Annotated in this window: 25 protein-coding genes and 1 pseudogene; 10 read left to right on the forward strand and 16 right to left on the reverse strand. The window is 71.6% G+C overall.

Features of this window, described 5'->3' with window-relative positions; all coding sequences use genetic code 11:
- Positions 1-185 precede the first annotated feature (185 nt).
- Positions 186-884 (forward strand): phosphatase PAP2 family protein, encoded by a 699-nt coding sequence (locus K7B10_RS21835; protein ID WP_229338250.1) that lies wholly within the window; start codon positions 186-188, stop codon positions 882-884.
- A gap of 139 nt (positions 885-1,023) precedes the next feature.
- On the opposite strand, the gene K7B10_RS21840 is transcribed toward K7B10_RS21835, so the two are convergent.
- Together K7B10_RS21840 and K7B10_RS21845 are read right to left on the reverse strand one after the other, a co-directional pair.
- Positions 1,024-1,257, reverse strand: a complete 234-nt coding sequence (locus K7B10_RS21840) for a hypothetical protein (protein WP_229338253.1) — start codon at positions 1,255-1,257, stop codon at positions 1,024-1,026.
- 77 nt (positions 1,258-1,334) lie between these two features.
- Complete coding sequence (locus K7B10_RS21845) at positions 1,335-1,535, reverse strand: hypothetical protein (protein WP_372481443.1); 201 nt, start codon at positions 1,533-1,535, stop codon at positions 1,335-1,337.
- Between the two features lie 177 nt (positions 1,536-1,712).
- Here K7B10_RS21845 and K7B10_RS21850 point away from each other — a divergent pair, with 177 nt between their 5' ends.
- Both K7B10_RS21850 and K7B10_RS21855 read left to right on the forward strand, forming a co-directional pair.
- Positions 1,713-2,546: an SCO4651 family lipoprotein gene (locus K7B10_RS21850; protein ID WP_229338255.1), complete on the forward strand. Its 834-nt coding sequence runs from the start codon at positions 1,713-1,715 to the stop codon at positions 2,544-2,546.
- Between the two features lie 141 nt (positions 2,547-2,687).
- A complete protein-coding gene (locus K7B10_RS21855; RefSeq protein WP_165937309.1) occupies positions 2,688-2,840 on the forward strand; it encodes a hypothetical protein in 153 nt (50 codons plus the stop codon).
- 15 nt (positions 2,841-2,855) lie between these two features.
- Here the strand turns inward: K7B10_RS21855 and K7B10_RS21860 are convergent, their stop codons facing one another.
- On the reverse strand, positions 2,856-3,236 hold the full coding sequence (locus K7B10_RS21860) for a metal-sensitive transcriptional regulator (RefSeq protein WP_229338257.1): 381 nt from the start codon (positions 3,234-3,236) through the stop codon (positions 2,856-2,858).
- A 205-nt stretch (positions 3,237-3,441) separates the two neighbouring features.
- On the opposite strand from K7B10_RS21860, the gene K7B10_RS21865 reads away from it, so the two are divergent.
- The gene (locus K7B10_RS21865) at positions 3,442-4,062 is read left to right on the forward strand and encodes a DUF47 domain-containing protein (RefSeq protein ID WP_030858724.1); all 621 of its coding nucleotides are present in this window, start codon (positions 3,442-3,444) and stop codon (positions 4,060-4,062) included.
- A gap of 5 nt (positions 4,063-4,067) precedes the next feature.
- Positions 4,068-5,069: an inorganic phosphate transporter gene (locus K7B10_RS21870; protein ID WP_030858722.1), complete on the forward strand. Its 1,002-nt coding sequence runs from the start codon at positions 4,068-4,070 to the stop codon at positions 5,067-5,069.
- A 163-nt stretch (positions 5,070-5,232) separates the two neighbouring features.
- Here K7B10_RS21870 and pstB read toward each other — a convergent pair whose 3' ends face one another.
- From pstB to mshD, 7 genes are all read right to left on the reverse strand, one after another.
- Complete coding sequence (gene pstB, locus K7B10_RS21875) at positions 5,233-6,009, reverse strand: phosphate ABC transporter ATP-binding protein PstB (RefSeq protein WP_229338259.1); 777 nt, start codon at positions 6,007-6,009, stop codon at positions 5,233-5,235.
- Between the two features lie 29 nt (positions 6,010-6,038).
- Positions 6,039-7,121 carry a phosphate ABC transporter permease PstA gene (gene pstA / locus K7B10_RS21880; protein WP_229338261.1) on the reverse strand — a complete coding sequence of 361 codons (1,083 nt, stop codon included), beginning with the start codon at positions 7,119-7,121 and terminating at the stop codon, positions 6,039-6,041.
- Entirely contained in the window at positions 7,121-8,110 is a 990-nt protein-coding gene (gene pstC / locus K7B10_RS21885; RefSeq protein WP_229338263.1) for a phosphate ABC transporter permease subunit PstC, read from the reverse strand. The genes pstA and pstC overlap by 1 nt, the downstream gene beginning before the upstream one ends.
- Before the next feature lie 130 nt (positions 8,111-8,240).
- The gene (gene pstS / locus K7B10_RS21890; RefSeq protein ID WP_229338265.1) at positions 8,241-9,380 is read right to left on the reverse strand and encodes a phosphate ABC transporter substrate-binding protein PstS; all 1,140 of its coding nucleotides are present in this window, start codon (positions 9,378-9,380) and stop codon (positions 8,241-8,243) included.
- 330 nt (positions 9,381-9,710) lie between these two features.
- Positions 9,711-10,694 (reverse strand): CHAD domain-containing protein, encoded by a 984-nt coding sequence (locus tag K7B10_RS21895; RefSeq protein ID WP_229338267.1) that lies wholly within the window; start codon positions 10,692-10,694, stop codon positions 9,711-9,713.
- The gene (locus tag K7B10_RS21900) at positions 10,675-12,957 is read right to left on the reverse strand and encodes an RNA degradosome polyphosphate kinase (protein ID WP_229338269.1); all 2,283 of its coding nucleotides are present in this window, start codon (positions 12,955-12,957) and stop codon (positions 10,675-10,677) included. The genes K7B10_RS21895 and K7B10_RS21900 overlap by 20 nt, the downstream gene beginning before the upstream one ends.
- A 333-nt stretch (positions 12,958-13,290) precedes the next feature.
- Positions 13,291-14,223 (reverse strand): mycothiol synthase, encoded by a 933-nt coding sequence (mshD, locus tag K7B10_RS21905; protein WP_229338271.1) that lies wholly within the window; start codon positions 14,221-14,223, stop codon positions 13,291-13,293.
- 175 nt (positions 14,224-14,398) lie between these two features.
- Between mshD and K7B10_RS21910 the strand changes: the two genes are divergently transcribed.
- Entirely contained in the window at positions 14,399-16,213 is a 1,815-nt protein-coding gene (locus tag K7B10_RS21910) for a bifunctional metallophosphatase/5'-nucleotidase (protein ID WP_229338273.1), read from the forward strand.
- A 96-nt stretch (positions 16,214-16,309) separates the two neighbouring features.
- Here K7B10_RS21910 and K7B10_RS21915 read toward each other — a convergent pair whose 3' ends face one another.
- Entirely contained in the window at positions 16,310-17,092 is a 783-nt protein-coding gene (locus K7B10_RS21915; RefSeq protein WP_229338275.1) for an alpha/beta fold hydrolase, read from the reverse strand.
- Between the two features lie 153 nt (positions 17,093-17,245).
- On the opposite strand from K7B10_RS21915, the gene K7B10_RS21920 reads away from it, so the two are divergent.
- Both K7B10_RS21920 and K7B10_RS21925 read left to right on the forward strand, forming a co-directional pair.
- A complete protein-coding gene (locus K7B10_RS21920) occupies positions 17,246-17,815 on the forward strand; it encodes a TetR family transcriptional regulator (RefSeq protein ID WP_229338277.1) in 570 nt (189 codons plus the stop codon).
- A 105-nt stretch (positions 17,816-17,920) separates the two neighbouring features.
- Positions 17,921-18,811 carry a phosphatidylinositol-specific phospholipase C gene (locus K7B10_RS21925; RefSeq protein ID WP_229338279.1) on the forward strand — a complete coding sequence of 297 codons (891 nt, stop codon included), beginning with the start codon at positions 17,921-17,923 and terminating at the stop codon, positions 18,809-18,811.
- Here the strand turns inward: K7B10_RS21925 and K7B10_RS21930 are convergent.
- From K7B10_RS21930 to K7B10_RS21950, 5 genes are all read right to left on the reverse strand, one after another.
- The gene (locus tag K7B10_RS21930; protein WP_229338281.1) at positions 18,791-20,242 is read right to left on the reverse strand and encodes a sensor histidine kinase; all 1,452 of its coding nucleotides are present in this window, start codon (positions 20,240-20,242) and stop codon (positions 18,791-18,793) included. The two genes, K7B10_RS21925 and K7B10_RS21930, sit on opposite strands and share 21 nt — an antisense overlap.
- Positions 20,239-20,994 carry a response regulator transcription factor gene (locus K7B10_RS21935; protein ID WP_229338282.1) on the reverse strand — a complete coding sequence of 252 codons (756 nt, stop codon included), beginning with the start codon at positions 20,992-20,994 and terminating at the stop codon, positions 20,239-20,241. Before K7B10_RS21935 ends, K7B10_RS21930 begins: the two co-directional genes overlap by 4 nt.
- Positions 20,995-21,057: 63 nt before the next feature.
- The gene (locus tag K7B10_RS21940) at positions 21,058-22,173 is read right to left on the reverse strand and encodes a S1C family serine protease (RefSeq protein WP_229338284.1); all 1,116 of its coding nucleotides are present in this window, start codon (positions 22,171-22,173) and stop codon (positions 21,058-21,060) included.
- Between the two features lie 223 nt (positions 22,174-22,396).
- Positions 22,397-23,419, reverse strand: coding sequence for a LacI family DNA-binding transcriptional regulator (locus tag K7B10_RS21945; RefSeq protein ID WP_099891111.1), 1,023 nt, complete (start codon positions 23,417-23,419; stop codon positions 22,397-22,399).
- A gap of 114 nt (positions 23,420-23,533) precedes the next feature.
- Entirely contained in the window at positions 23,534-24,280 is a 747-nt protein-coding gene (locus tag K7B10_RS21950; protein ID WP_229338286.1) for a response regulator transcription factor, read from the reverse strand.
- A gap of 471 nt (positions 24,281-24,751) precedes the next feature.
- Here K7B10_RS21950 and K7B10_RS21955 point away from each other — a divergent pair, with 471 nt between their 5' ends.
- Complete coding sequence (locus K7B10_RS21955; protein ID WP_030157092.1) at positions 24,752-25,006, forward strand: MoaD/ThiS family protein; 255 nt, start codon at positions 24,752-24,754, stop codon at positions 25,004-25,006.
- Positions 25,007-25,016: 10 nt separating this feature from the next.
- Positions 25,017-25,427 (forward strand): annotated as a pseudogene (locus K7B10_RS21960) (hypothetical protein); the annotation flags it as partial.

The following is a 25,427-nucleotide window of genomic DNA, read 5'->3' on the forward strand; positions in this document are numbered from 1 at the left end:
GAGGCCCTGAGCTGCGACGATGAGTCTCTCTTCGATAACGTTGCCGTGATCATTTCGTGGAGAGTGGAACGTGGCGTTCAGAACGGGCGTTCCATGGACGCAGGCTTGATCAACGGGGGGGTTCAGGGGCGCACACCGCCGTGCGCCCGAGGGGAACCGAGCAAGGGCTAAGGGGCCGTATCGCCATGGCTGGACTCACAAACGGTGGGCCGAACGTGGACGTCAGCCTGCTGTACGACATCAACGGACTGGCGCGGCACGCCCCGGCCGCCGTCGACCGGGCCGTCGCCCTCGTCGGCTCGTACGGGATCCCGCTGGCCCTGGTGCTGCTCTTCCTGTGGTGCTGGCACGGTACGCGCCGGCAGGACGACGCCACGGCCGCCGAGTCGTTCGCCGCTCTCGTGTGGGCCCCGCTCGCCGCCGCCCTCGCCCTCCTCGTGAACGTCCCGCTGCGCGCGTTCGTCGCCCGGCCGCGGCCGTCCGTCGCGCACAGCGGCCTGGACGTGCTCGCCCCGTACTCCGGACCCGGCGACTTCTCCTTCGTCAGCGGTCACGCCGGCCTCGCGATGGCCCTGGGCGTCGGCCTGTTCATCGCCAACCGCAGGCTCGGGCTCATCGGGATCGGGCTGGCCCTCGCCGAGGGCCTGTGCCGGGTGTACCTCGGCGCCCACTACCCCACCGACGTCATCGGCGGCTTCGCGCTCGGCACCGCCGTCGTCCTGCTGCCCGCCCCGCTCGCGATGGCGCTGCTGACCCCGGTGGTGCGGGCGGTGGCCCGCTCGCCGCGCGCCGGCCGGCTGGTCCGCGCCAAGCGGTGCGCCCTGCCGCGCCCGGTGGACCTCGCGAAGCCGCAGGCCCCGCACGAGAGCGACCTCGCGGCGTAGGGAGCATCCCCGGGGCATCCCCCGGCAATGCCTCAAGTGCGCCCGTACGCGTCCCATACGGAGATCAGGACGGCCGCCAGCAGGCACAGGGCCGCTCCGCCGAAGCACAGGCGGACCGCTCTGCGGCGGGGGCGCGGGCTCACGGGTCGCCGCCCTCCGTGCCGTGGCCCTCGGTGTCCTCCTCGCGGCGGTACCGCGAGCGCAGCCACAGACCCGTTGCCACCGCCGCCGTGGTGGTCGCCCCGATGGCCAGGGCCACGTCGGCCGGACCGTCCGCCGAACCCGTCGGGCGCGCCGAGGCCGCGGCGGCGGGCGTGAGCGTGATGAGCAGGGCCCAGAGGAGGGCGGCGACGCGGGGTGCGGGTCCTGGCATGCATCCAGGGCATCCGTTCCCGGGTGCCCCGGCCAGCCGGGCCGTCCGAACGGGCGATCCGCCGGGCCCCGCGGGGCTCAGGCCGAGGTGTGCCGGTCCGCGTCCCTGCGGGCCAGGTCGCGGGAGCGGCGGGCCGGGCCCCGCCAGCCGCAGCTGCACGAAGCCGTGCAGAAGGAGCCGCGCTCGGCGGTGGTCGTGGTGTGCGCGGTGGGTCCGGTGTGTTCGACGGGCCCGGTGGGCCCCGCAGGTGGCCGCTCCATGGGAAGGGAGTGCGGCACGACGTCAAGCGGAGGGACGAGCGACGCTTTGCTCTGCGAATCCACACCACCAAGGTACCCGGGTCCCGGACGGGCCCGAGCCGGCGGCGGCCCGTGACGGGAAACCCCGGACCTCGTTAACCGGAGCGGGTGGGGGCCTCGGGCAAGCAGCGGTCATGCGTTGGGGGTTGGCAGGCGATGGTGGTGCACCAGCACAGGCGGCGGCGCGGGCGTGCCGGTGAGGCGGTGCTCGCCCTCGGCGTGGCCGCGACCGTGGCCGCGATGAGCGGGTGCGCGGGCGCGGACCGGGCCGATGCCCGGCCCCCCGCGGACCCGGCCGCGACCGTACGGGCAGCCGCCGACCGGCTGGCGAAGACCGGCAGCGCGCAGGCCCGTACCGCGATGGAGATGGCCACGGGCGGGACCCGGGTCACGATCCGCGGCGAGGGCGGGGTCGACTTCAAGAACCGGATGGGCCAGCTCCTGGTGATGCTCCCGGCCGACGCGGCGGGCAAGGACGAGCACCGGCCCATCACCGAGCTGCTCGTCCCCGGGGCCCTGTACATGAAGAACCGGGGCGCGGGCGTGCCCGACGACAAGTGGGTCCGGGTGGACACGACGGCCCTCGCCGACGGGAACCTCGTCACGGGCGGAGCCACCGACCCGCTGGCCGCGGCCGAGCTGCTGCGCGGCGTACAGGAGGCGACGTACGTGGGCGAGACCGAGGTGGCGGGCACCAAGGTGCGGCACTACCGCGGGACCACCGACATCGGCCGGGCCGCGGAGAGTGCCTCACCGGCGGTCAAGGGGGCGTTGGAGGCGGCGGCGAAAGGGTTCAGCAAGGACGTCGTCCCGTTCGACGTCTACCTCGACGAGGAGGGCCTGCTGCGGAAGGTCCGGCACCGCTTCAGCTACGTCAACAATGGCGTGATCGATGTCTCCTCGACCACGCTGCTCTACGGGTTCGGGACCCCGGTGAAGGTCGTATTGCCCGCGACCGGGGACATTTACGACGGGAAGATCGCCCAGTAGCGGGCCGGACGGTGCCGGGGCGGCGCGATCGGGCCATGGCCCGGTATCCGGAAATGGTCCATCCGTGTCATGCGCACAGCGCCCTGCCCTCCCTACGCTGAGACGGCCCCTGACCGATGACGGCAGATCGAGGTGACACGCGTGACTCCCGCAGGCGGTACGACGGTGCAGGACCACGTGGCGCTCGCCGAGATCGAACTGTGCGGCGAGCTGATCATCGCGGCGTCCGCGGCGGACGAGGAGCGGCTCAGCCAGGACCGGATCGACGAGGTCCTGATGGGGCTCGGGCTGTAGCCGCCGCCGTGCCGGTCAGGTGCGCAGCAGGCGCGCGATCGCCTTCGTCGCTTCCTCGACCTTGGCGTCGATCTCGTCCCCGCCCTTGACGGCCGCGTCGGCGACGCAGTGCCGCAGGTGCTCCTCGAGCAGCTGGAGCGCGAAGGACTGGAGGGCCTTCGTGCTCGCCGAGACCTGGGTGAGTATGTCGATGCAGTAGACGTCCTCGTCGACCAGTCGCTGCAGGCCGCGGATCTGACCCTCGATGCGGCGCAGCCGCTTGAGGTGCTCGTCCTTCTGATGGTGGTAGCCGTGCACCGCGCCGGTGGCGGTGGCAGTGCCGGTACCGGCGCCGGAGGCCGTTCCCGCAGCGGTGGTGACGTCGGCTCCGGAGCCCTCCGCCTCGATGGCAGTCATGCGTCCTCCCGTGGTCCGGATCGAGGGGGTGCATACCCCTCATGGGTATAGGGTACCGGGCCCCCGGCGGCGCGGCAGGGGCCCGTGGTCCTCACTCTGCCTGATGGAGGACACTGGGTAATCGCCCGGAACCGCCGGTTAGCCCTGGCCGGGGGATGCGCCTAGCATCAGCCTGACCGAATCCAATGCACCCCGAGGACCTCACGTGCGATTTCGTCTGACCCCCAGGGAGACGAGCTTCTATGACATGTTCGCCGCATCCGCGGACAACATCGTCACGGGCTCCAAGCTCCTGATGGAACTGCTCGGAGCGGACTCCTCCGCCCGGGCCGAGATCGCGGAGCGGATGCGGGCAGCCGAGCACGCGGGGGACGACGCCACCCACGCGATCTTCCACCAGCTGAACTCCTCCTTCATCACGCCGTTCGACCGCGAGGACATCTACAACCTGGCCTCGTCGCTCGACGACATCATGGACTTCATGGAGGAGGCCGTCGACCTGGTCGTCCTGTACCAGGTGGAGGAGCTCCCCAAGGGTGTCGAGCAGCAGATCGAGGTCCTGGCGCGCGCGGCCGAGCTGACCGCCGAGGCCATGCCGCACCTGCGGACGATGGACAACCTGACCGAGTACTGGATCGAGGTCAACCGCCTCGAGAACCAGGCCGACCAGATCCACCGCAAGCTGCTCGCGACGCTCTTCAACGGCAAGTACGACGCCATCGAGGTGCTGAAGCTCAAGCAGATCGTCGACGTGCTCGAAGAGGCGGCCGACGCGTTCGAGCACGTCGCGAACACGGTGGAGACCATCGCGGTCAAGGAGTCCTGAACCTCGTGGACACCTTCGCTCTGATCGTGACCATCGGTGTCGCGCTCGGTTTCACGTACACCAACGGTTTCCACGACTCGGCGAACGCGATCGCGACCTCGGTCTCGACCCGCGCGCTGACTCCGCGCGCCGCCCTGGCGATGGCCGCGGTGATGAACCTCGCCGGTGCCTTCCTGGGCAGCGGGGTCGCCAAGACGGTCAGTGAGGGCCTGATCGAAACGCCCGAGGGCAACCGGGGCATGTGGATCCTCTTCGCGGCGCTGGTCGGCGCGATCGTCTGGAATCTGATCACCTGGTACTTCGGCCTCCCGTCCTCCTCCTCGCACGCGCTGTTCGGCGGCATGGTCGGCGCGGCGCTGGCCGGCGGCACCGGTGTCATCTGGAGCGGGGTGATCGACAAGGTCGTCATCCCGATGTTCGTCTCGCCGGTCGTCGGTCTGGTCGTCGGTTACCTGGTGATGGTGGCCATCCTGTGGATGTTCCGCCGGTCCAACCCGCACAAGGCCAAGCACGGCTTCCGTATCGCGCAGACCGTGTCCGCGGCCGGCATGGCGCTCGGCCACGGCCTGCAGGACGCACAGAAGACGATGGGCATCGTCGTGATGGCCCTGGTCATCGCCGATGTGCAGGCCGCCGACGCGCCGATCCCGGTCTGGGTCAAGATCGTGTGCGCCGTGATGCTGTCGCTCGGTACGTACGCGGGCGGCTGGCGCATCATGCGGACCCTCGGCCGCAAGATCATCGAACTGGACCCGCCGCAGGGGTTCGCCGCCGAGACCACCGGCGCCTCGATCATGTTCGGCTCGGCGTTCCTGTTCCACGCGCCGATCTCCACCACCCACGTGATCACCTCGGCGATCATGGGCGTGGGCGCGACCAAGCGGGTCAACGCGGTCCGCTGGGGCGTCGCCAAGAACATCGTGCTGGGCTGGTTCATCACCATGCCGGCCGCGGCCCTGGTCGCCGCGCTCAGCTTCTGGATCGTGGACCTGGCCTTCGTCGGCTAGGGCGGTTCCCGGTCGCGACCGGGAAACGAAAGCGGGCCGGCTCCCCCCACCCAGGGGGAGCCGGCCCTTTTCTTTCGCCTTGCGGTGGCACCGCCATGCAGCACCGCAGGACGTCGGGACCACGCGGCGGAGCCGCATGACGTCTCGTCGCAGGGGCTTCGGCCTAGCCGAAGCGGCCCGAGATGTAGTCCTCGGTCGCCTGGACGGACGGGTTCGAGAAGATCCGGTCCGTGTCGTCGATCTCGACGAGCTTGCCGGGCTGGCCGACCGCCGCGAGGTTGAAGAACGCGGTGCGGTCGGAGACGCGGGCGGCCTGCTGCATGTTGTGCGTCACGATGACGATCGTGAAGCGCTCCTTCAGCTCGCCGATCAGGTCCTCGATCGCGAGGGTGGAGATCGGGTCCAGGGCCGAGCAGGGCTCGTCCATCAGCAGGACCTCCGGCTCGACCGCGATGGCGCGGGCGATGCACAGACGCTGCTGCTGGCCGCCGGAGAGGCCGGAGCCCGGCTTGTTCAGGCGGTCCTTGACCTCGTTCCAGAGGTTCGCGCCCTTCAGGGACCGCTCCACGATCTCCGTGAGCTCGGACTTCTTGAAGCTGCCGTTCAGGCGCAGGCCCGCCGCCACGTTGTCGAAGATCGACATGGTGGGGAAGGGGTTCGGACGCTGGAAGACCATGCCGACGGTGCGGCGGACCGCGACCGGGTCGACGCCGGTGCCGTACAGGTTCTCGTCGTCCAGGAGCACCTTGCCCTCGACGCGGCCACCGGGGGTGACCTCGTGCATGCGGTTCAGGGTGCGCAGGAAGGTCGACTTGCCGCAGCCGGACGGGCCGATGAAGGCGGTCACGGAGCGCGGCTCCACGGTCATCGAGATGTCGTCGATGGCCTTGTGGGCGCCGTAGAAGGCGGACAGTCCGCTGACGTCGATTCGCTTCGCCATGAGGGGTCACTTCGCTTTCATTGGTCGCGTCAGCGACCGGTCTTCGGGGCCTTCCAGCGGGCGATGCCGCGGGCCACCAGATTGAGGATCATGACGAAGGCGATCAGGACGAGCGCTGCGGCCCATGCCCGGTCGTAGGAGGCGTCACTGCCGACCTTGTACTGCTCCCAGATGTACAGCGGAAGCGAGGACTGAGCACCTTCGAAGGGGTTGCCGTTGATCAGCTGGGTACCGAAGACCAGCAGCATGATCGGCGCGGTCTCACCGGCGATGCGGGCGACGGCCAGCATGACGCCGGTCGCGATGCCGCCGATGGCGGTGGGGAGCACGACCTTGAGGATCATGCGCCACTTCGGCACACCGAGGGCGAGGGCGGCCTCGCGCAGCTCGTTCGGGACGAGCTTCAGCATCTCCTCGGTGGAGCGGACCACGACGGGCATCATCAGGATCGACAGGGCCATCGAGCCGGCGAAGCCGGACGGGCCGAAGCCGAGCGCCAGGTTCCAGGTCGTCAGGATGAAGAGGCCCGCGACGATGGAGGGGATGCCGGTCATGACGTCGACGAAGAAGGTCACGGCCCTGGCGAGCGAACCCCGGCCGTACTCGACCAGGTAGACGGCGGTCAGCAGGCCGATCGGCGCGGCGATCGCGGTGGCCAGGGCGACCTGCTCGATGGTGCCGAGCAGCGCGTGGTAGACGCCGCCGCCCTGCTCGAAGCTGGTGACGCCGTTCATCGAGTGGCTGAGGAAGTCGCCGTCGAGGGCCTTGATGCCGCGGCTGACGGTGGTCCAGATCAGCGAGAGCAGCGGGATGACCGCGAGGACGAAGCTGACCCACACGATGGAGGTCGCGATGCGGTCCTTGGCCTGGCGGCGGTTCTCGATCACCGCGCTGGCGGTGTACGTGATCACGAGGAACAGGATCGCGCCGATCAGGCCCCACTGGATCTTGCTGTGCAGGTCGGCGAGGACGCCGATGCCGCAGCCGAGGACGATCGAGAGGGCCGCGATGCCTGCCGGGGCCCAGCGGGGGAGGCCGCCTCGGGTCAGGCCGGCGGGAGCGGCGGACTTCGGGGCCCGGGCGGGCCGCTGGTCCTGGAGTGCGTGGCTCATCAGGCGTTCGCCCCCGAGAAGTCCTTGCGGCGAGCGATGATCAGGCGGGCTGCACCGTTGACCAGCAGGGTGAGCAGGAAGAGGACCAGACCGGAGGCGATCAGCGCGTCACGGCCGAACTCGTTGGCCTCGTCGAACTTCGCGGCGATGTTCTGCGCGAACGTGCCGCCGCCCGGGTCCAGGATGTGGCCGTTGATCAGGAAGCTCGGGGAGAGGACGGTCGCGACGGCCATGGTCTCGCCGAGGGCGCGGCCGAGGCCGAGCATCGAGGCGGAGATGACGCCGGAGCGGCCGAAGGGCAGCACCGACATGCGGATGACCTCCCAGCGGGTCGCGCCGAGGGCCAGGGCGGCCTCCTCGTTCATGCGCGGGACCTGCAGGAAGACCTCGCGGCTGACGCTGGTCACGATCGGCAGGATCATGATCGCGAGCAGGATGCCGACGGTGAAGAGCGAGCGGGCGACGCCGACCTGGGTCTTGTCGAAGACGTAGGTCCAGCCCAGGTACTCGTCGAGCCAGAGGTTGAGGCCTGCGAGCTGCGGGACCAGGAAGAGCGCGCCCCAGATGCCGTAGATGATCGACGGCACGGCGGCCAGCAGGTCGACCACGTACGCGAGGGGCGCGGCCAGCTTGCGCGGCGCGTAGTGGGAGATGAAGAGGGCGATGCCGACAGCGATCGGAACCGCGATGGCCATCGCGATGATCGAGCTGACGATGGTGCCGAAGAGCAGGACGGCGATGCCGAAGACGGGCGGGTTGGCCGACGCGTTCCAGTCGAAGGTCGTGAGGAAGTTGCCCTCGTTCTTCGACAGTGCGATCGAGGCACGGTAGGTGAGGAAGATGGCGATCGACGCCATGATCACCAGGAGCAGGATGCCGGAGCCCTTGGAGAGCCCGGCGAAGATCTTGTCACCGGCGCGGCCGGTGGACCTTGCGCTCTTGGAGACAGGCGGAGCCTGGTCTATCTGGGTGGGTGTGGTGGAAGCCATGATCTTTCCGGTCTGGGTGGGGGGCCAAGCCCCCTGGCGGCGGTGCACCGGATTCCCCTGGGTGGAGGGGAGGGTCCTCGGGGTGCCGGGCAGTTCGGACGGGAACTGCCCGGCACCCGAGGCTCAGTGATTAGGACAGCGACTTGATGACTTCGCGGACCTTGGTGTTGATCTCGGCCGGGATCGGCGCGTAGCCGTTCTCGGAGAGGACCTTCTGGCCCGCGTCCGAGGCGGTGTAGTTCAGGAAGGACTTGACGGTGGCGAGCGTCTCGGGCTTGTTGCCCTTGTCGCAGACGACCTCGTACGTCACCAGGACGATCGGGTAGGCGCCCTCGGCCTTGGTGGTGTAGTCGAGCTTCAGCGCCAGGTCGGAGCCGGTGCCGGCGATCTTGGCGGCGGCGATGGCCTTGGAGGCGGACTCGGAGGAGGCCTTGACCGGGGCGGAGGCGCCCGTGTTCACGTCGACCGTCTTGATGCTCTGCGAGGAGGCGTAGGACAGCTCGAAGTAGCCGATCGCGCCGTCAACGGCCTTCACCTGGGAGGCGACACCGGCGGAGCCGGTCGCGCCCTGGCCACCGGGGGCCGGCCACTTCTTGGCGGCCTCGTACGTCCAGGCCTCGGGAGCGGCGGCCTTGAGGTACTTGCCCAGGTTCTCGGTGGTGCCCGAGTCCTCGGAACGGTGGAAGGCCTGGATCGCGGTGGAGGGAAGCGTGACGCCGGGGTTCAGCTTCTTGATCGCCTCGTCGTCCCACTTCTTGATCTTGTCGTTGAAGATGTTGGCGATCGTGGTGGCGTCCAGGTTCAGCTTGTCCACGCCGGCGACGTTGAAGCCGAGCGCGATCGGGCCGCCGACCATGGGCAGGTTGATGCCCTGACCGCCGGTGCAGACCTTCTTCGACTCCTCGACGGCGTCGGGCTTCAGCGCCGAGTCCGAGCCGGCGAAACCGACCGTGCCCTGGTTGAAGGCGACGATGCCCTCGCCGGAGGAGGAGGACTTGTAGTTGACCTCGACGCCGGAGCAGGCGGCCATGTAGTTCTTGACCCACAGGTCCACGGCGTTCTTCTGGGCGGAGGAGCCGGAGGCCAGGAGCTTGCCCTTGGCGTCGTCGCACTTGATGTCGCCGGCGGCGGCGGCCGACGGCTTGCCGCTGGCGGCGCCGCCATCCTTCGTGTTGTCGTCCGAGCCGCACGCCGTGAGGACCAGGGCGCCGGACACGACAAGCGCCCCGAGGGCGGAGGCACGAAGCATGTTCTTGCGCTGAAGCTTCACTTTCGGGTGTTCCTTCCAGAAGCCGCCGACCGCTTTCCGTGTCGGGGCGGCGTGCGAAGAGGACTACGTCGGGTGCACGGCGTGTCATTCGATCTGGTGGACGACGCGCTCCGTGCACCACTGAAATTAGGCAGATCAGGTGAAGCGGCCGACCGGGCCAAGTGAACGGACGGTGAACCGTGGCGGACGGCCTGGTGTGGATGGTCGGGTTTGCTCCGGAGTGTCATCCGCCGTTGTCCTGTCGTTACCGTTATGTGACCCCCCGGCGGGGTGGTTCCCCGGGGCCGGCGCCGACCCGGGGGTGGCTGGATCTTTTCGGTCGCCGCCCGGTCAGGGGGCCGCGGCCGGCACCGGCTGCCACAGGTCCTGGAACGTGAAGCGGGCCGCCTCCACCTCGTGGCGCTGGTCGGCGTGGAGCACGCCCAGGGCGTACGCCGTCGCCGGGGCGATCCGCGGGGTGCGTGCTGCCGTCGCCGAGGCGGCGGCGGCCTCCGCGGCGTCTCGGTGGCGGTCCAGGGCCTCGCCGGCGGCCGCCAGGCGGGCCACGTCCTCGCCCAGGGTCTCCCGGGCGTAGCGGTGGACCCGCAGCAGCCGGCGCACCTCGTGCCAGGAGCCGTCGTGGTCGGCGTTGTACGTCTGGGACTCGGCGGCGTGCGGCAGCGCCGAGACGGCCGCCGCCAGCCGGGTGCGGGCCACCTCCGCCAGCGGGACCAGGACCTCGTCCACCCGCCCGCGGGCCGCGACCGGGTCCAGCGGCACCTCGGAGGCCAGTAAGGCCACGGCGTCCGCGACCGCGTGGAACCGGGACGAGCCCAGCGCCTGCAGGGTCGCCGAGTGGGCGCGGGTCCGGGCCAGCGTGAGCTGCCGCTCCAGCAGGGCCCCGGCGCGCGCCGAGCCCACCGTCAGGGCGCCGCCCGCGCCCCGGGGCGCGGGCACCTCCGGAGAGCCCGACAGCCGGTGCAGCGCGTCCAGCAGGCGGGTCAGCCGGGCGGCGTAGGCGTGCTCGTCCGCCAGGGTCGAGGACAGCCACACCAACTCGGTGCGCAGCCCGTCGGCCCAGGAGGACTCGGTCACCACCCGGAAGGTGGACAGGGACCCGCTGATGCGGCGCGCAGCCCCCCGCAGGCTGCGCGCCGCGTCGCTGCCCTCCGCGGCGTCGGCCCCTCCCCCAGACTCCGTCCGGGGGGACCCCCACTCCTCGTGGAGGCGCAGCCCGCGCAGGAAGGCGGTGGCCTGGGCCCGCAGGTACGCGCCGAGCACGTCACCCGCGGAGCCCCCTCCACACGCTGTCAGGTCATGGTTTGGCAGAGCCACGCCGGCGCCTCCGGGCGTCTATGAGCATCTCCTGAACGTGCCGCAGCGGCTGGCCTTCGTGGTCCGTGCTGTGCCGGGTCCATTCGCCGTCCGGGCCCAGGTGCCAGGAGGAGGTGGCGTCGGACATGCCGGTCTCCAGCATCCGGTCCAGTGCCGCGCGGTGGGCCGGGTCGGCGACCCTGACCAGTGCCTCGATGCGGCGGTCGAGGTTGCGGTGCATCATGTCGGCGCTGCCGATCCACACCTCGGGCTCGCCGCCGTTGCCGAAGGCGAAGACCCGGGAGTGTTCCAGGAAGCGGCCGAGGATCGAGCGGACCCGGATGTTGTCCGAGAGCCCGGGGACCCCGGGGCGTACGGCACAGATGCCGCGGACCCAGATGTCGACGGGCACCCCCGCCTGGGAGGCCCGGTAGAGCGAGTCGATGAGGGCCTCGTCGACGATCGAGTTCATCTTGAGGCGCACGTACGCGGGGCGGCCGGCCCGGTGGTGGGCGGCCTCCTTGTCGATCCGCGCGATCAGGCCGTCGCGCAGCGAGCGCGGGGCCACCAGCAGGCGGCGGTAGGTCTCGCGGCGCGAGTAGCCGGACAGCCGGTTGAAGAGGTCGGAGAGGTCCGCGCCGACCTGCGGGTCGGCGGTGAGCAGGCCGAGGTCCTCGTACAGGCGGGCGGTCTTGGGGTGGTAGTTGCCGGTGCCGACGTGGGAGTAGCGGCGCAGCGTGTCGCCCTCCTGGCGGACCACGAGCGACAGCTTGCAGTGGGTCTTCAGGCCCACCAGGCCGTACACGACGTGGCAGCCGGACTCCTCCAGCTTGCGGGCCCATTTGATGTTGGCCTGCTCGTCGAAGCGGGCCTTGATCTCGACGAGCACGAGGACCTGCTTGCCGGAGTCGGCGGCGTCGATCAGGGCGTCCACGATCGGGGAGTCGCCGGAGGTGCGGTACAGCGTCTGCTTGATCGCGAGGACGTCCGGGTCGGCGGCGGCCTGCTCCAGGAACGCCTGCACCGAGGTGGAGAAGGAGTCGTACGGGTGGTGCAGCAGCACGTCCCGCTCGCGCAGCGCGGCGAAGATGTCGGGCGCGGACGCGGACTCGACCTCGGCGAGGTCGCGGTGGGTGCCGGCGACGAACTTGGGGTACTTCAGCTCGGGGCGGTCCAGTGAGGCGATGCCGAAGAGGCCGGTCAGGTCCAGCGGGCCGGGCAGCGGGTAGACCTCGGCGGCGGAGACGTTCAGCTCCTGTACGAGGAGGTCCAGGACGGCGGGGTCGATGGACTCCTCGACCTCCAGGCGCACCGGCGGGCCGAAGCGGCGCCGCATGAGCTCCTTCTCCAGGGCCTGGAGCAGGTTCTCCGCGTCGTCCTCCTCGACCTCCAGGTCCTCGTTGCGGGTCACCCGGAACATGTGGTGGTCGAGGACCTCCATGCCGGGGAAGAGCTCCTCCAGGTGCGCGGCGATGACGTCCTCAAGGGGGACGTAGCGCTGCGGGGAGGCCTCCAGGAAGCGCGAGAGCAGCGGCGGGACCTTGACGCGCGCGAAGTGGCGGTGGCCGCTGACGGGGTTGCGGACGACGACCGCGAGGTTCAGCGAGAGCCCGGAGATGTACGGGAACGGGTGCGCGGGGTCCACGGCCAGCGGGGTGAGCACCGGGAAGATCTGGTTGCGGAACAGGGTGAAGAGGCGGGCCTGCTCCTTCTCGGTGAGGTCCGGCCAGCGGATGAGGTGGATGCCCTCCTCGGCGAGCTGCGGGGCGATGTCCTGCTGGTAGCAGGCGGCGTGCCGGGCCATGAGCTCGCGGGAGCGGGTCCAGATCAGGTCCAGCACTTCGCGGGGCTGGAGGCCGGAGGCCGAACGGGTGGCGACGCCCGTCGCGATGCGCCGCTTGAGGCCGGCGACGCGGACCATGAAGAACTCGTCGAGGTTGCTCGCGAAGATCGCCAGGAAGTTGGCGCGCTCCAGGAGCGGGGTCGCCGGGTCCTCGGCCAGCTCCAGGACGCGCTCGTTGAAGGCCAGCCAGCTGCGCTCGCGGTCGAGGAAGCGGCCCGCGGGCAGCTCGTCGCCGTCCTTGTCGTCGTAGGCGTCCAGGTCGGCGTCGAGATCGGGGGCGAGGCCCGGTTCGAGGCCGGAGTGCGGGCGGTGCGCGGCTATGGAGCCGATCCGCGCGGGCTTGGCCGCCGGGCCGGGGGCGGCCGGGGCGGCGTCGGCAGACGTGTGAGACGGGTGCTGGGCGGGGACCTCGGTGGGGCCTGCGCTGGGCTGGGGGCTCATGACTCCATTGTTCCGCGCAGGGGGCAGGACAGGCGCGTCGGACGGGTTCGCCGTCAGTCGGAGTCGGGGCTGCATGCGGGGAGAGTCGCAAGCGTGCATGAAGGTCCGGTGAATGCCGTATGGCTTCCAGGCTCCGGGTGGTGCACGAGTCCGTCTTTTACGTCGTTTCCGCGCCCGGAATGCACCGGCGCGTCCCTCGTGTCCCCCGCGTGCGCCCCGGGCGCGGGGCCCGCCCGGAGGCGGGCCCTCGCTCTCCGTGCCCCGCGGGCGGCCCTCCGTGAGGGCTCCGTCGGCCTTCCGTGAGGGCTCCGCCCGCCTCCGGCGCGGGCCGCGTCAGCTTTCCGTGCGGTACATCAGGTCGACCTCGTGGGTGCTGAAGCCGAGGCCCTCGTACACGGCGAGGGCCGCCGGGTTGTCGGCGTCCACGTACAGCATCGCGGTGGGCAGGCCGGCCGCCGCGAGGTGGTTCAGGCCGACCGCGGTGAGGGCCTTGCCGAGGCCGCCGCCCTGGGCGCCGGGGCGGACGCCGAGCACGTAGACCTCCCCGAGGCGCTCCTCGGCGTGCACCTTCGTCCAGTGGAAGCCGATCAGCTCCCCGTCCCGCTCGGCGAGGAAGAAGCCCTTGGGGTCGAACCAGGGCTGCGCGATGCGGTCGTTCAGGTCCCGCTGCGTCAGCGTGCCCTGCTCGGGGTGGTGGGCGAAGGCGGCCGAGTTCACCGCGAGCCAGGCCGCGTCGTCCTGGCCGGGCACGAAGGTCCGTACGGTCACTCCGGCGGGCAGCGTCACCTCGGGCAGGGGCGGCCCGTCCGAGCCCAGCGGGCGGCGCAGCTGGCGCAGCTCCCGGAACAGGGTCAGACCGAGCACCTGCGCGAGGTGGCGGGCGGCCGACTTGCCGCCGTGCGCCCACACCCGGATCCGCTTGCCCGAAGCGGCCAGCAGGGCCGAACCCAGCGCCCGTCCGTGCCCGCGCCCGCGCAGCGCGGGGTGGACGACGAGTTCGGCGGCGGGGGCCTCCACCGGATCGGTGTCCTCCAGTTGTCCGTATCCGGCGAGCCGGCCCTTCTCGGTGAGCAGGAAGTGCCGGATGCCCTCGCGGCGTCCGCCGCGCAGCTGGAGGCGTCCCTGCTCGGACACGGCGGTGGTGCCGTCCGTGCGCGCCGCGTCCTCGATGAGGGTGAGCACGGCGTCGGCCTGTTCCTCCGTCAGCTCGTCGAGGGTCTGGATCTGGCGTCCCGGCTCGAGGGCCGTTGCTGCGTCGTCAGTCATGCGTCGAGCCTACGACCGCGGGGGGCGCCCGCGGTGGTCTGCGTGCAGCGGGCCGACGGTGAGCCGTCTTCTGCATGTAACCAGTCCGACACCCCTACCCCCTGTCGTGCTACGCGCGTTGACCATAGGCTGCCGCCGACCTCCCGAGTTTCACCGCTGTCCAAAAGGGGACTAAATGTCAGCGACGCCACAACGGCACCGCCGAACCCGCCGGTTGACCTTCGCCGCCATCGCCGTCACGGCCGGTGCGGGAGCGATGGTCGCGGCCGCACTGCCGGCCGGTGCCGCGAGTGGTGGCGGTGCCGGCAAGAGCCGCACCGTCGACGTGCAGATGCTGTCGTTCAACGACTTCCACGGCACGCTGGAGCCCCCGCAGGGCTCGTCCGGCACCGTGAACGAGCGTCAGGCGGACGGCACCACCAAGGCGATACCCGCCGGTGGTGTCGAGTACCTGGCGACAAGCCTGCGCGAGGCCCGCAAGGGTCACGAGTACTCCGTCACGGCCGCGGCCGGTGACATGATCGGCGGCAGCCCGATGCTGTCCGGTCTCTTCCACGACGAGCCCACCGTCGAGGCGCTCAACAAGCTGAAGCTCGACGTCAGCAGCGTCGGCAACCACGAGTTCGACGAGGGCAAGGCCGAGCTGCGCCGCATGTCGTACGGCGGCTGCCACCCGGTCGACGGCTGCTTCGAGCCCGGCAAGGAATACACGGGCGCCGAGTTCAAGTACCTCGCGGCGAACGTCACGGACGAGAAGACCAAGCGTCCGATGCTGAACCCGACCTTCATCTGGCAGAAGGGGGACGTCAAGATCGGCTTCATCGGCGTCACCCTGGAGGGCACGCCGGACGTCGTCACCGCCGACGGGGTCAAGGGCCTGAAGTTCGGCGACGAGGTCGAGACGATCAACAAGTACGCCGCCGAGCTGAACAAGCAGGGCGTCAAGTCGATCGTCGCGCTCATCCACGAGGGCGGCCTGCCCGCCAACGGCGCCTACAACTACGACTGCGACTCCCCGGGCGCCGGCGCCGGCATCTCGGGCGCGATCGTGGACATCGCCAAGAACGTGGACCCGAAGGTCGACGCGCTGGTGACCGGCCACACGCACCAGGCGTACGCCTGCAACATCCCGGACCCGGCGGGCAACCCGCGCATGGTGACCTCGGCCGCCTCGTACGGCCGCCTGTTCACGGACACCACGCTCACCTACGACCGGCAGACCAAGGACATCGTCCGTACGGCGGCGCTCGCGCCGAAGCCGGTCAACAAGCTCGTCAGCCGGAACCAGCCCAAGGCCCCGGACATGACCGAGCTGATCACCCGCTGGAACGCGCTGGCCGCGCCGGTCGCGAGCCGTCCCATGGGCTACATCTCGGCGGACATCGCGGGCCGCGGCTCCGAGGCGCCCGAGAAGCCGCTCGGCGACATGATCGCCGACGCGCAGCTGGAGGCCACGGCCCCGGCCGCCAAGGGCGGCGCGCAGCTGTCCATCATGAACCCGGGCGGCATCCGTGCCGACCTGGCCTACAAGGCCGCGGGTGACGAGGGCGACGGCGTCGTGACGTACGGCGAGTCCTACACGGTCCAGCCGTTCAACAACCTGATGAACGTGGTGGACCTGACGGGCGCGCAGCTGATCACCGCGCTCCAGCAGCAGGTCAGCGGCCCGGTCAACGGCCCGAACCCGAAGATCCTGCAGGTCTCGAAGGGCTTCACGTACACCCTGGACATGACGAAGGCGGGCGCGGACCGCATCGTCGTGGACTCGGTGAAGCTCAACGGCGCGGCGATCGACCCCGCCAAGACCTACCGGGTCGCGATGAACGAGTTCCTCGCGGGCGGCGGTGACGGCTTCACCGTCCTGAAGGACCACAAGAACAAGCTGGTCGGCGTGCCCGACCTGGAGGCCTTCAACGCCTACCTGGCGAAGTCGACGGAGGCGGCCCCGCTCGCCCCGCCGGCGGCGGACCGCATCACGGTCGTCAAGTAACACCAGCGCGCGACAAGCCCGAAGGGGCGGTGGGCCTTCCCGGCCCGCCGCCCCTTCGGCGTGTCCGCCCCGGACCCCCGTACCGGAGCGGAGCGGTCAGAGGTCCGCGAGGAACTTCCGTACGGCCTCGTGGAACTCCTCGGGGTGGGTGAACGGCAGGAAGTGGTCCCCGTCCACAGGTGTGTACGAGGTCCCGGGCCGGCGCGAGACCATCGCGTCGGCCGTCTCCTGCCGGAGCGTCTGGCTGCGCGTGCCGTGAACGAGCAGTGCCGGGCAGTGGCTCCCGAGCCAGGTGTCCCAGTGGTCGCCGCGGCAGGCCTCGGCGGAGTCGATCATGTCCTGCGGGTGGAACGGCAGCCGCCAGCCGCCGTCGGGGAGCGGGCGCAGTGCCTGCGCGACGAACTGCGAGCCCACCGGTCCGGCCGCGGCGAGGAGTTCCTCGCGGGTGGGGGCGGTGTAGCGCATGTCGTGCAGGAAGCCGAAGAGCGCTCCCGCCGTGTCGGGTTCGATCGTCACGGTGGCGTCCACGTTGACGAGGGCCGCGATCCGGCCGGGGTGGGCGGCGGCCAGGTGGTAGGCGTTGAACCCGCCGAGGGAGTAGCCGAGGAGGGCCACGGGGGCGTCCAGGCCGAGGTGGTCGAGGAGTGCGACGGCGTCCGAGAGGTAGCCCGCGCGGTGGTAGTCGGGGGCCCGGTCGGAGTCGCCGTGGCCGCGCTGGTCGGGGGCGATGACCCGCCAGGCGTCGCCCAGGGCGTCGGCGAGGCCGGCGAAGGCGAGGCCCTCGGACATGCCCCCGTGCAGGGCGAGCAGCGGGCGGCCAGGGCCGCCGAAGTCCAGGTACGACAGCGCCCGGCCGTCGATCGTCATGGTGTGGCGCATGGCTTGGCTCTCCCCTGTGGGTCATGCGGTGCCGGTCGGGTCATGCGGTTCGGTTCGGTGCGGTACGGGGACGAGCCTGCCAGGATTTGGGCAAGTGCGCAATACGAATGTCTTGCGCACTTGCCCAAAAGCTGTCGCGGATACGATCCCGACATGGGAAATCGCGAGGACCTGCTGGCCGGAGCGCGCCGCTGCCTGGAGGAGAAGGGCTACCTGCGCACGACCGTGCGCGACATCGCCTCGGCATCGCAGGTGAGCATGGCCGCGATCGGCTACCACTTCGGCTCGCGCGAGGCCCTGCTCAACCTGGCCCTCTTCGCCGCCATGGACGAGTGGGCCGCCGGCTCCGGCCGGCTCGCCGGCCAGGGCGCCACCACCGCGGAGCGCTACGCCGACACCTGGGACCGCAAGATCCGCGACTTCGGCGACATGCGCTGGCTCTGGATGGCCTCCGTCGAGGCCTTCGTCCACGCCCAGTCCGCGCCCGAGCTGCTCGCGACCCTCGCCGAGAACCAGCGCCAGGCCCGCCGCATGGTGGCCGCGCAGCTGCGCGGGGTCCCCGAGGACGCCGTCGCCGAAGAGGACGTACGGGCCCTCGGCTCGGTGCACATCGCGCTGCTGAGCGGGGTGATGGTGCAGGCGCTGACCGACCCGGAGCAGGCGCCGACCGGCCGGGAACTCGCCCAAGGCCTGCGCGCCATGGCCGAGTTGCTCGAAAGCTAGGGGCTACCGAAGGGTAGTAAAGCCGCGTCCCGCACGCCAGAATCCCGGAGGCACCACCCCGGCGGAGGCCGGGGAGTCCATCACCGGGTCGGCAAAGGGGCGGGCATGGCACTGGATCGTCGGGCATTTCTGGCCGGGGCACTGGCGGCGGGCGCCGGCGCGGCCGCGGTACTCGGAGCGGCGGGGCCGGCCGGCGCCCGTACGCTCGCCGCGCAACCCCTGTCCACCCAGGACTGGATGGCCGGACTCGGGGACGCGACCGCGCTCCAGCGGATGACGATCCCCGGCACCCACGACTCGGGCGCCACCAAGGGCGGGCTCTACGTCGCCTGCCAGAACACCTCGATCGCCCAGCAGCTCGACTCCGGGATCCGGTTCCTGGACGTCCGCTGCCGCGTCACCGGCGGTTCCTTCGCCATCCACCACGCGGCGTTCTTCCAGGACCTGATGTTCGGCGACGTCCTCGTCGCCTGCTGGAACTTCCTCGCCGCACACCCCTCCGAGACCGTGCTGATGCGGCTCAAGCAGGAGTACTCCGAGGACAGCGACGCCACCTTCCGCGCCGTCTTCGACGACTACCTCGACAACCGGGGCTGGCGCCCCCTCTTCCGGATCGCGGACTCGCTGCCCACCCTCGGCCAGGCCAGGGGCAAAGTGGTCCTGCTCGCCGACAACGGCGGTCTGCCCGGCCTGCGCTACGGCGACGGCAACGTCTTCGACATCCAGGACGACTACAACACCGAGCCCTTCGCCAAGCGCGGCCGGATCGAGAACCAGTTCCGCAAGGCCGTCCAGCAGCCCGGGAAGCTGTTCGTGAACTACGTCAGCACCGCCGCCTACATGCCGCCGCGCTGGAACTCCGACCGGCTCAACCCGCAGGTGCACTCGTTCGTCGACGGCGGGGAGCTGGCCGGCCGGACCGGGCTCGGGATCGTCCCGATGGACTTCCCGAACACCCGCTCCGGACTGGTCTCCTCACTCATACGGCACAACTGACGGCTGCGCCGGCTGCTCCGGCGGCGGCGCCGGAGCGCCCGGGATGCGGAGCACCGCCTCCGTGCCCGGGCCGCCGCCCGGGGCCGCCCGCAGCTCGACGCTGCCGCCCGCACGGCGCACCGTACGGTCCACGATCGACAGGCCCAGCCCGCTGCCGGGCAGGGCGCGGGCCGAGGAGGAGCGCCAGAACCGCTCGAACACGTGCGGCAGGTCCTCCGCCGGGATGCCCGGCCCGTGGTCGCGCACGGTCAGCTCGCCGGCCCGCAGCGCGACCTCGACCGTGCCGCCCGGCGGGCTGAACTTCACCGCGTTGTCCAGGACGTTGACCACCGCCCGCTCCAGCGCCGCCGCCTCGCCCCGTACGTACCAGGGCGCGATCTCGTCGGTGAAGTGCAGCTCGGGACCGCGCAGCCGGGCACGGGACAGCGCGCTCTGCGCGATCTCGTGCAGGGCCACCACCTCCAGCCTGGCGGGCGGGGCCGCGTCCGGGCGGGACAGCTCCTGCAGGTCCCCGATCAGCGCGGCCAGCTCCGTCATCTGCGCCTTGACCGAGGCCAGCAGCTCCTTGCGGTCCTCGGGCGGGATGGCGCGGCCCGTCTCCTCGCTGCGCGCGAGCAGTTCGATGTTGGTGCGCAGCGAGGTCAGGGGCGTGCGCAGCTCGTGCCCGGCGTCCGCGATCAGCTGGGCCTGCCGCTCCTGGGAGGAGGCGAGCGCCGCCGTCATGGAGTTGAAGGACCGCGACAGGCGGGCGATCTCGTCGTCGCCCTCGTCGGGGATGCGTACGGTCAGGTCCTCGGTCCGGGCGATGTGCTCGACGGCGCCCGTGAGCTCGTCGACCGGCCGCAGCCCCGTACGGGCCACCCACAGGCCGGCGAGGCCCGCGCCGGCCACCCCGATCCCGGAGACCAGGATCAGCACCCAGGCCAGCGTGGACAGCGGCTTGTCGATGTCGGCCAGCGGCCGGGCCACCGAGACCGCGAAGACCGGGGCGCCGGGCTGGGTCCGCGCCGCGAAGGTGTAGACGCGCATCCCGACGCCGTTGTCGGTCGTCGCGTCGTGCAGCGCCTTGGCCTTGCGGCCCGCCGCGACCTGCTTGTCCGTAGAGGTCACCGGCAGGTCGGTCTGCCCGCTCACCCAGCAGTGGCTGCCGTCCGCGGCGACGATCTGGACCGTGGCGTTCAGGTTCTCGGCGATGTCCTGCTGGGCCTGCGTCGGCGGGCGGGCCGGGCAGCCCTCGCGCAGCCGTTCCAGCACCTGCGCGGTCGGATTGGTGGACATCAGGGACTGGTTCAGCTGGTTGCCCAGCTGGGCCCGCACCATCACCCACGACACCGCCGACACGGTGGCCACGGCCACGGCCACGGCCGTGGCCACCAGCAGGGCGATGCGGGAGCGCAGCGGGAGCGCGCGGAATCTGGCCGCCGGGCTCACTCGGGCCCCCCGGAGTCGCCGGCCCCGGCGGCGCGCAGGACGTAGCCCACCCCGCGCACGGTGTGCACCAGGCGGGGCTCGCCCCCGGCTTCGGTCTTGCGGCGCAGGTACATGACGTACACGTCCAGGGAGTTGGAGCTGGGTTCGAAGTCGAAGCCCCAGACGGTCTTGAGGATCTGCTCGCGGGTCAGCACCTGGCGCGGGTGCGCCAGGAACATCTCCAGCAGGGTGAACTCCGTGCGGGTCAGCTCGACCCGGCGCCCGGAGCGGGTGACCTCGCGGGTGGCGAGGTCCATGCGCAGGTCGCCGAAGGCGAGGGCGTCCGTGTCGTCGGTGGCCCCGTCGTCGCCGGCCCGCGAGGCCGCGTACGAGCTGCGGCGCAGCAGGGCGCGGACGCGGGCGAACAGCTCGTCGAGCTCGAAGGGCTTGACGAGGTAGTCGTCGGCGCCCGCGTCCAGGCCGGTGACGCGGTCGCCGACGGTGTCGCGGGCGGTGAGCATCAGGATCGGGGTGGTGCTGCCGGAGGCGCGCAGCCGGCGGGCCGCCGTGAGGCCGTCCATCCGGGGCATCTGGATGTCGAGGACGATCAGGCCGGGGTCGTACGAGGCCGCCTTCTCGAGCGCGTCGAGCCCGTCGACGGCGGTCTGCACGGCGTACCCCTCGAAGGCGAGGCTGCGGCGCAGGGCCTCCCGCACGGCCGGTTCGTCGTCGACGACGAGGATGCGGTGCGGGTCGCCTTCGGCCGGATTCATCTTCGGTCCCCCAGGGGTGGTCGTGATCGTTCGTACCAGGCTCGCACGGGACGCCCGGGCCGTTTAGAACGACGTCCCGAAGCCGTTGGTGCCGCTGTTGTCGCCGTTGCTGCTGTTGCCGGCTCCGCCCGGGCCGCCCTTGCGGAGGGAGTCGAGGTCGGCCTTGACCGTGTTCACCGGGATGGCGAAGCCGAGGCCGACGCTGCCCGCGCCGGAACTGTCGCCGGAGGGGGAGTAGATCGCGGAGGGCATGCCCACGATCTCGCCGTTCATGTTGACGAGGGCGCCGCCGGAGTTGCCCGGGTTGAGGGAGGCGTCCGTCTGGATGGCCTTGTACGAGGTGGTGTTCGACCCGGTGTTCCCGTTGAACTGCTGGCCGTCGTACGAGAACGGCCAGCTGCCGCCGCCGCGCTGGCGCTGGGGGGCCTGCTGCTCGGACTTGGGGACGTTCACCTCGCGGTTCAGGGCGGAGACGATGCCGCTCGTGACCGTGCCGGTGAGGCGGTCGGGGGAGCCGATGGCGACGACCTGGTCGCCGACCTTGAGGTTGTCGGAGTTGCCGAGCTTGGCCGGCTTGAGGCCGCTGGCGCCCTGGAGCTTGATGAGGGCGAGGTCCTTGTCGGGGTCGGTGCCGACGGTCTTGGCCGGGTACTTCTTGCCGTCGCTCATCGTCACCTGGATCTCGGTGGCGCCGTCGACGACGTGGTTGTTGGTGACGATCTCGCCGTCGGCGGTGACCACGATGCCGGAGCCGGTGCCCTGGCCGGAGCCGGTGCGGGTGTCGATCCGCACGACGGAGGGGCTGACCTGCTCGGCGACGCCGGAGACGGTGCCGGTGCTGGACTGCGAGACGTTGGTGCCGCTGATGCCGCCGCCGCTGCGGTCCTGGCCGGCCAGCAGCTGCTGCACGCCGGCGGCGGTGCCGCCCCCGATGACGGCGGCGGCCAGCGCCACGGCCGCGAGCAGCGCGACGGGCCGCTTGGCCCGGGCCGCGTGCGCGGGCCCCTCCGGGGGCGCTGTGGGTGCGGGGGCTGCCGGGGGCTGGTGCGCCTCGTGCCAGCCGGGTGCCGCCGGGGGCGGGTAGGCGGGCGGCGGCGGGTACGCCCCGCCGAGGGGCGCGCTCCGGGTCGGGCCGTTCTCCTGCGGGTACTCGCCGTCGCGGCGGAAGCTCTCGGTCATGACAACGACTCTGTCCCCGGATCATGAGAGCTTCCTGAGTCCCCGCTGAGAAGCCCGACAGAACCGCGTATGCCCGGAATAAGCCCGCCTGGCCCGGGCCACCGGGCGGGGTGGAGCGTCCCGGCCGGGGCCGGGGCCGACGGCCGGGGGCCGGCGCAGCGGGTGGCCGCAGCCCGGGAGGCGCCCCGGCGCCGAGAGGGGCGGGGGCCGCGTCGAAGAGGGGTCAGCGGCAGCCGCAGGAGCGGCGGATGACCAGGGCCGACGGGAACTGCTTCAGGCGTTCGCGGCGGGAGCCGGCCACGCGGAGGGCGTCGTCCAGGACGAGGTCCACGGCCGCGCGGGCCATCGCCGGGCGGTCCGAGGCGATCGTCGTCAGCGGCGGGTCCGTCAGGGCCGCCTCCTTGACGTCGTCGAAGCCGGCCACGGCCAGCTCGCCCGGCACGTCGATGCGCAGCTCGCGCGCCGCGCGCAGGACGCCGATCGCCTGGTCGTCCGTCGCGCAGAAGATGGCCGGCGGCCGGTCCGGGCCGGAGAGGACCTCCAGGGCCACCCGGTACGCGTCGTAGCGGTTGTACGGGGCCTCGAAGAGGCGGCCCTCGACGGAGCGGCCCGACTCCTGCATCGCCCGGCGCCAGCCCTCCACGTGGTCGGCCACGGGGTCGCCGACCGACGGGGTGTTCTCCACCCCGCCGATGCAGGCGACGTACTCGTGCCCGTGTTCCAGCAGGTGCCGGGTGGCGAGCTGCGCACCGCCGATGTCGTCCGTGACGACCGCGACGTCGTCGATGGCCTCCGGGCGCTCGTGGAGGAGGACGACGCGCGCGTCCCACGCCTCGATCTCGGAGGCGGCGCGCTCGCTCATGCCCTGGCTGACCAGGATCAGGCCCGAGACCCGCATCCCGAGGAAGGCCCGCAGGTAGTGGACCTCGCGCTCGTCCCGGTAGTCGGAGTTCCCGACCAGGACCATCTTCCCGCGCTCGGCGGCGGCCTGTTCGACCGCGTGCGCCATCTCCGCGAAGAACGGCTGCCGCGCATCGGGGACGATCATGCCTATGAGGTCGGTGCGCCGCGACGCCATCGCCTGCGCGACCCGGTCCGGGCGGTAGCCCAGCTCCTTGATCGCGGCGAGTACACGCTCGCGCGTGGCCGGGGCGACCGGCCGGGGTCCGTTGTTGATGACGTAGCTCACGACGGCGGTAGACGTACCCGCAAGTCGTGCAACGTCATCCCGCGTCACCTTGGCCACGCTCGGGAGTCTACGCGGGGTGACCTACCTCTGGGCAGGCCGTCCTGCCGACCGGGCGATCACAGGAGGTTCCTCCATACGGGGGACGCCCGCCGGGACACCGCCGGACAAGCCCTACGCCTGGGCCGCCGCCTGCGCCGCGGCCCGGGAGGCCGCCTGCGCCGCTGCTTCCGCGGCCGCCCGCTCGACCTTCTCCGGCGTGACGAAGCGGTAGCCGACGTTGCGGACCGTACCGATCAGGGACTCGTGCTCGGGGCCCAGCTTCGCGCGCAGCCGCCGTACGTGCACGTCCACCGTCCGGGTGCCGCCGAAGTAGTCGTACCCCCATACCTCCTGGAGCAGCTGCGCGCGCGTGAAGACCCGGCCCGGGTGCTGGGCGAGGTACTTGAGCAGCTCGAACTCCTTGAAGGTGAGATCGAGGACCCGCCCCTTCAGCTTCGCCGAGTACGTCGCCTCGTCGACCGACAGGTCGCCGTTGCGGATCTCCATCGGGGAGTCGTCGGAGCCGAGCTGCTGGCGGCCGGTGGCCAGGCGCAGCCGCGCCTCGACCTCGGCCGGGCCCGCGGTGTCGAGGAGGACGTCGTCGATGCCCCAGTCGGCGGTGACGGCCGCCAGGCCGCCCTCCGTGACGACGAGGATCAGCGGACAGCCGGGGCCCGTGGAGCGGAGCAGCTGGCAGAGCGATCGCACCTGAGGCAGGTCGCGCCGGCCGTCGACGAGGATGACGTCCGCGCCGGGGGTGTCCACGAGGGCCGGGCCCTCGGCGGGGGCCACCCGCACGCTGTGCAGGAGCAGGCCGAGGGCCGGCAGCACCTCGGTGGACGGCTGGAGGGCATTGGTCAGCAGCAGGAGAGAGCTCATGCCCGACCACCTGCCCGGGTCGGGTGTTCGTGCACGGTTCGCTGGTCCATCACGTCGGTTCCTCCTCGGTCCCGTCGAGGACTTTCGCGGTACTGCTTCGTACGTGGTGCGTGGTGCGTGGTGCTGGTGCGGTGTGACGTTCGCCGGTCCCCGCGCCCTGAGGTCCGGACGGACGCCACTGTTCTCGGTCCGTTCAACGCGCTGAAAGCACAAAAGGACCCGGGGGCAACGTTGCCCGGATCCTCTCGCCAGCAGAATAGCCCACCCGCCGCCGCGTGGCCGGGGGTCGGTCTTTCTCGCGTCTGTGGTTCCTGCCACCCTCGCGACCAGCGTATGCCCCGGTTTCACCGGATCGATGGATGTACGGGAGGCCGCCCGGGCGCACGCGGGGCGCGCGGAGGCACACCGGCCCCGGGGGCCGGAGGGGTCATCATGGAGGCCGACGGTAGAGAGCCGACGATAGGAGCTGCAGTGGCAACCGGAACCATCCGCTACTGGGCGGCGGCCAAGGCCGCGGCCAAGACGGCGGAGGAGCCGTACTCGGCGCGGACACTGGCCGAGGCGCTCGACGCCGTGCGGGAACGCCATCCCGGTGAGCTGACCCGGGTCCTGCAGCGCTGCTCCTTCCTCGTGAACGAAGAGCCCGTGGGCAAGCGCCCGCACGATGCCGTACCGCTGACCGAGGGGGGCACCGTCGAGGTGCTCCCGCCGTTCGCGGGCGGGTGAGCGGAAACCGATGAGCACTCCCGAGGAACAGCGACAGCAGCAGGGCCAGGAGCCGGACCCGTACGGGACCCAGACCTGGCAGTCGGACACCTGGGAAACCGGCTACCAGCCGGTGCAGCCGCCGCCGGGCGCGCTGCCGGGCCAGCCGGCCGCGCCGGAAGGCTGGTTCCGCGACGAGGCGCTGGCCGCCGCGCCGGGCGCCGGAGCGGCACCGGCCCCGCAGGCGCAGGGCTGGCCCCAGGCGCCGGAGGGCGCCGGGGCGTGGCCGGAGCCCGCCGGCGCCGAGCAGCCCGCGTACGGGCAGCCGGTCGCGCCCGAGGGCTGGTTCCGCGACGAGGCAGCCGCCGCCGCCCGGGCCCCGCAGGCCGAGTGGCCGCCGAGCACCGGGGTCCCGGCCGCGCCGGCCGCCCCCGGCGCCCCG

It is taken from the genome of Streptomyces flavotricini, from assembly GCF_020639365.1.
GTDB classification, from domain to species: domain Bacteria; phylum Actinomycetota; class Actinomycetes; order Streptomycetales; family Streptomycetaceae; genus Streptomyces; species Streptomyces flavotricini.

What these genes read in the sequence shown, in the direction of transcription:
- K7B10_RS21835 (WP_229338250.1), top strand. Translation starts at nt 186, where the DNA reads ATGGCTGGACTCACAAACGGTGGGCCGAACGTGGACGTCAGCCTGCTG.
- K7B10_RS21840 (WP_229338253.1), bottom strand. Translation starts at nt 1,257, where the DNA reads ATGCCAGGACCCGCACCCCGCGTCGCCGCCCTCCTCTGGGCCCTGCTC.
- K7B10_RS21850 (WP_229338255.1), top strand. Translation starts at nt 1,713, where the DNA reads ATGGTGGTGCACCAGCACAGGCGGCGGCGCGGGCGTGCCGGTGAGGCG.
- K7B10_RS21860 (WP_229338257.1), bottom strand. Translation starts at nt 3,236, where the DNA reads ATGACTGCCATCGAGGCGGAGGGCTCCGGAGCCGACGTCACCACCGCT.
- pstB (WP_229338259.1), bottom strand. Translation starts at nt 6,009, where the DNA reads ATGGCGAAGCGAATCGACGTCAGCGGACTGTCCGCCTTCTACGGCGCC.
- pstA (WP_229338261.1), bottom strand. Translation starts at nt 7,121, where the DNA reads ATGAGCCACGCACTCCAGGACCAGCGGCCCGCCCGGGCCCCGAAGTCC.
- pstC (WP_229338263.1), bottom strand. Translation starts at nt 8,110, where the DNA reads ATGGCTTCCACCACACCCACCCAGATAGACCAGGCTCCGCCTGTCTCC.
- K7B10_RS21900 (WP_229338269.1), bottom strand. Translation starts at nt 12,957, where the DNA reads ATGAGCCCCCAGCCCAGCGCAGGCCCCACCGAGGTCCCCGCCCAGCAC.
- mshD (WP_229338271.1), bottom strand. Translation starts at nt 14,223, where the DNA reads ATGACTGACGACGCAGCAACGGCCCTCGAGCCGGGACGCCAGATCCAG.
- K7B10_RS21910 (WP_229338273.1), top strand. Translation starts at nt 14,399, where the DNA reads ATGTCAGCGACGCCACAACGGCACCGCCGAACCCGCCGGTTGACCTTC.
- K7B10_RS21915 (WP_229338275.1), bottom strand. Translation starts at nt 17,092, where the DNA reads ATGCGCCACACCATGACGATCGACGGCCGGGCGCTGTCGTACCTGGAC.
- K7B10_RS21920 (WP_229338277.1), top strand. Translation starts at nt 17,246, where the DNA reads ATGGGAAATCGCGAGGACCTGCTGGCCGGAGCGCGCCGCTGCCTGGAG.
- K7B10_RS21925 (WP_229338279.1), top strand. Translation starts at nt 17,921, where the DNA reads ATGGCACTGGATCGTCGGGCATTTCTGGCCGGGGCACTGGCGGCGGGC.
- K7B10_RS21935 (WP_229338282.1), bottom strand. Translation starts at nt 20,994, where the DNA reads ATGAATCCGGCCGAAGGCGACCCGCACCGCATCCTCGTCGTCGACGAC.
- K7B10_RS21940 (WP_229338284.1), bottom strand. Translation starts at nt 22,173, where the DNA reads ATGACCGAGAGCTTCCGCCGCGACGGCGAGTACCCGCAGGAGAACGGC.
- K7B10_RS21950 (WP_229338286.1), bottom strand. Translation starts at nt 24,280, where the DNA reads ATGAGCTCTCTCCTGCTGCTGACCAATGCCCTCCAGCCGTCCACCGAG.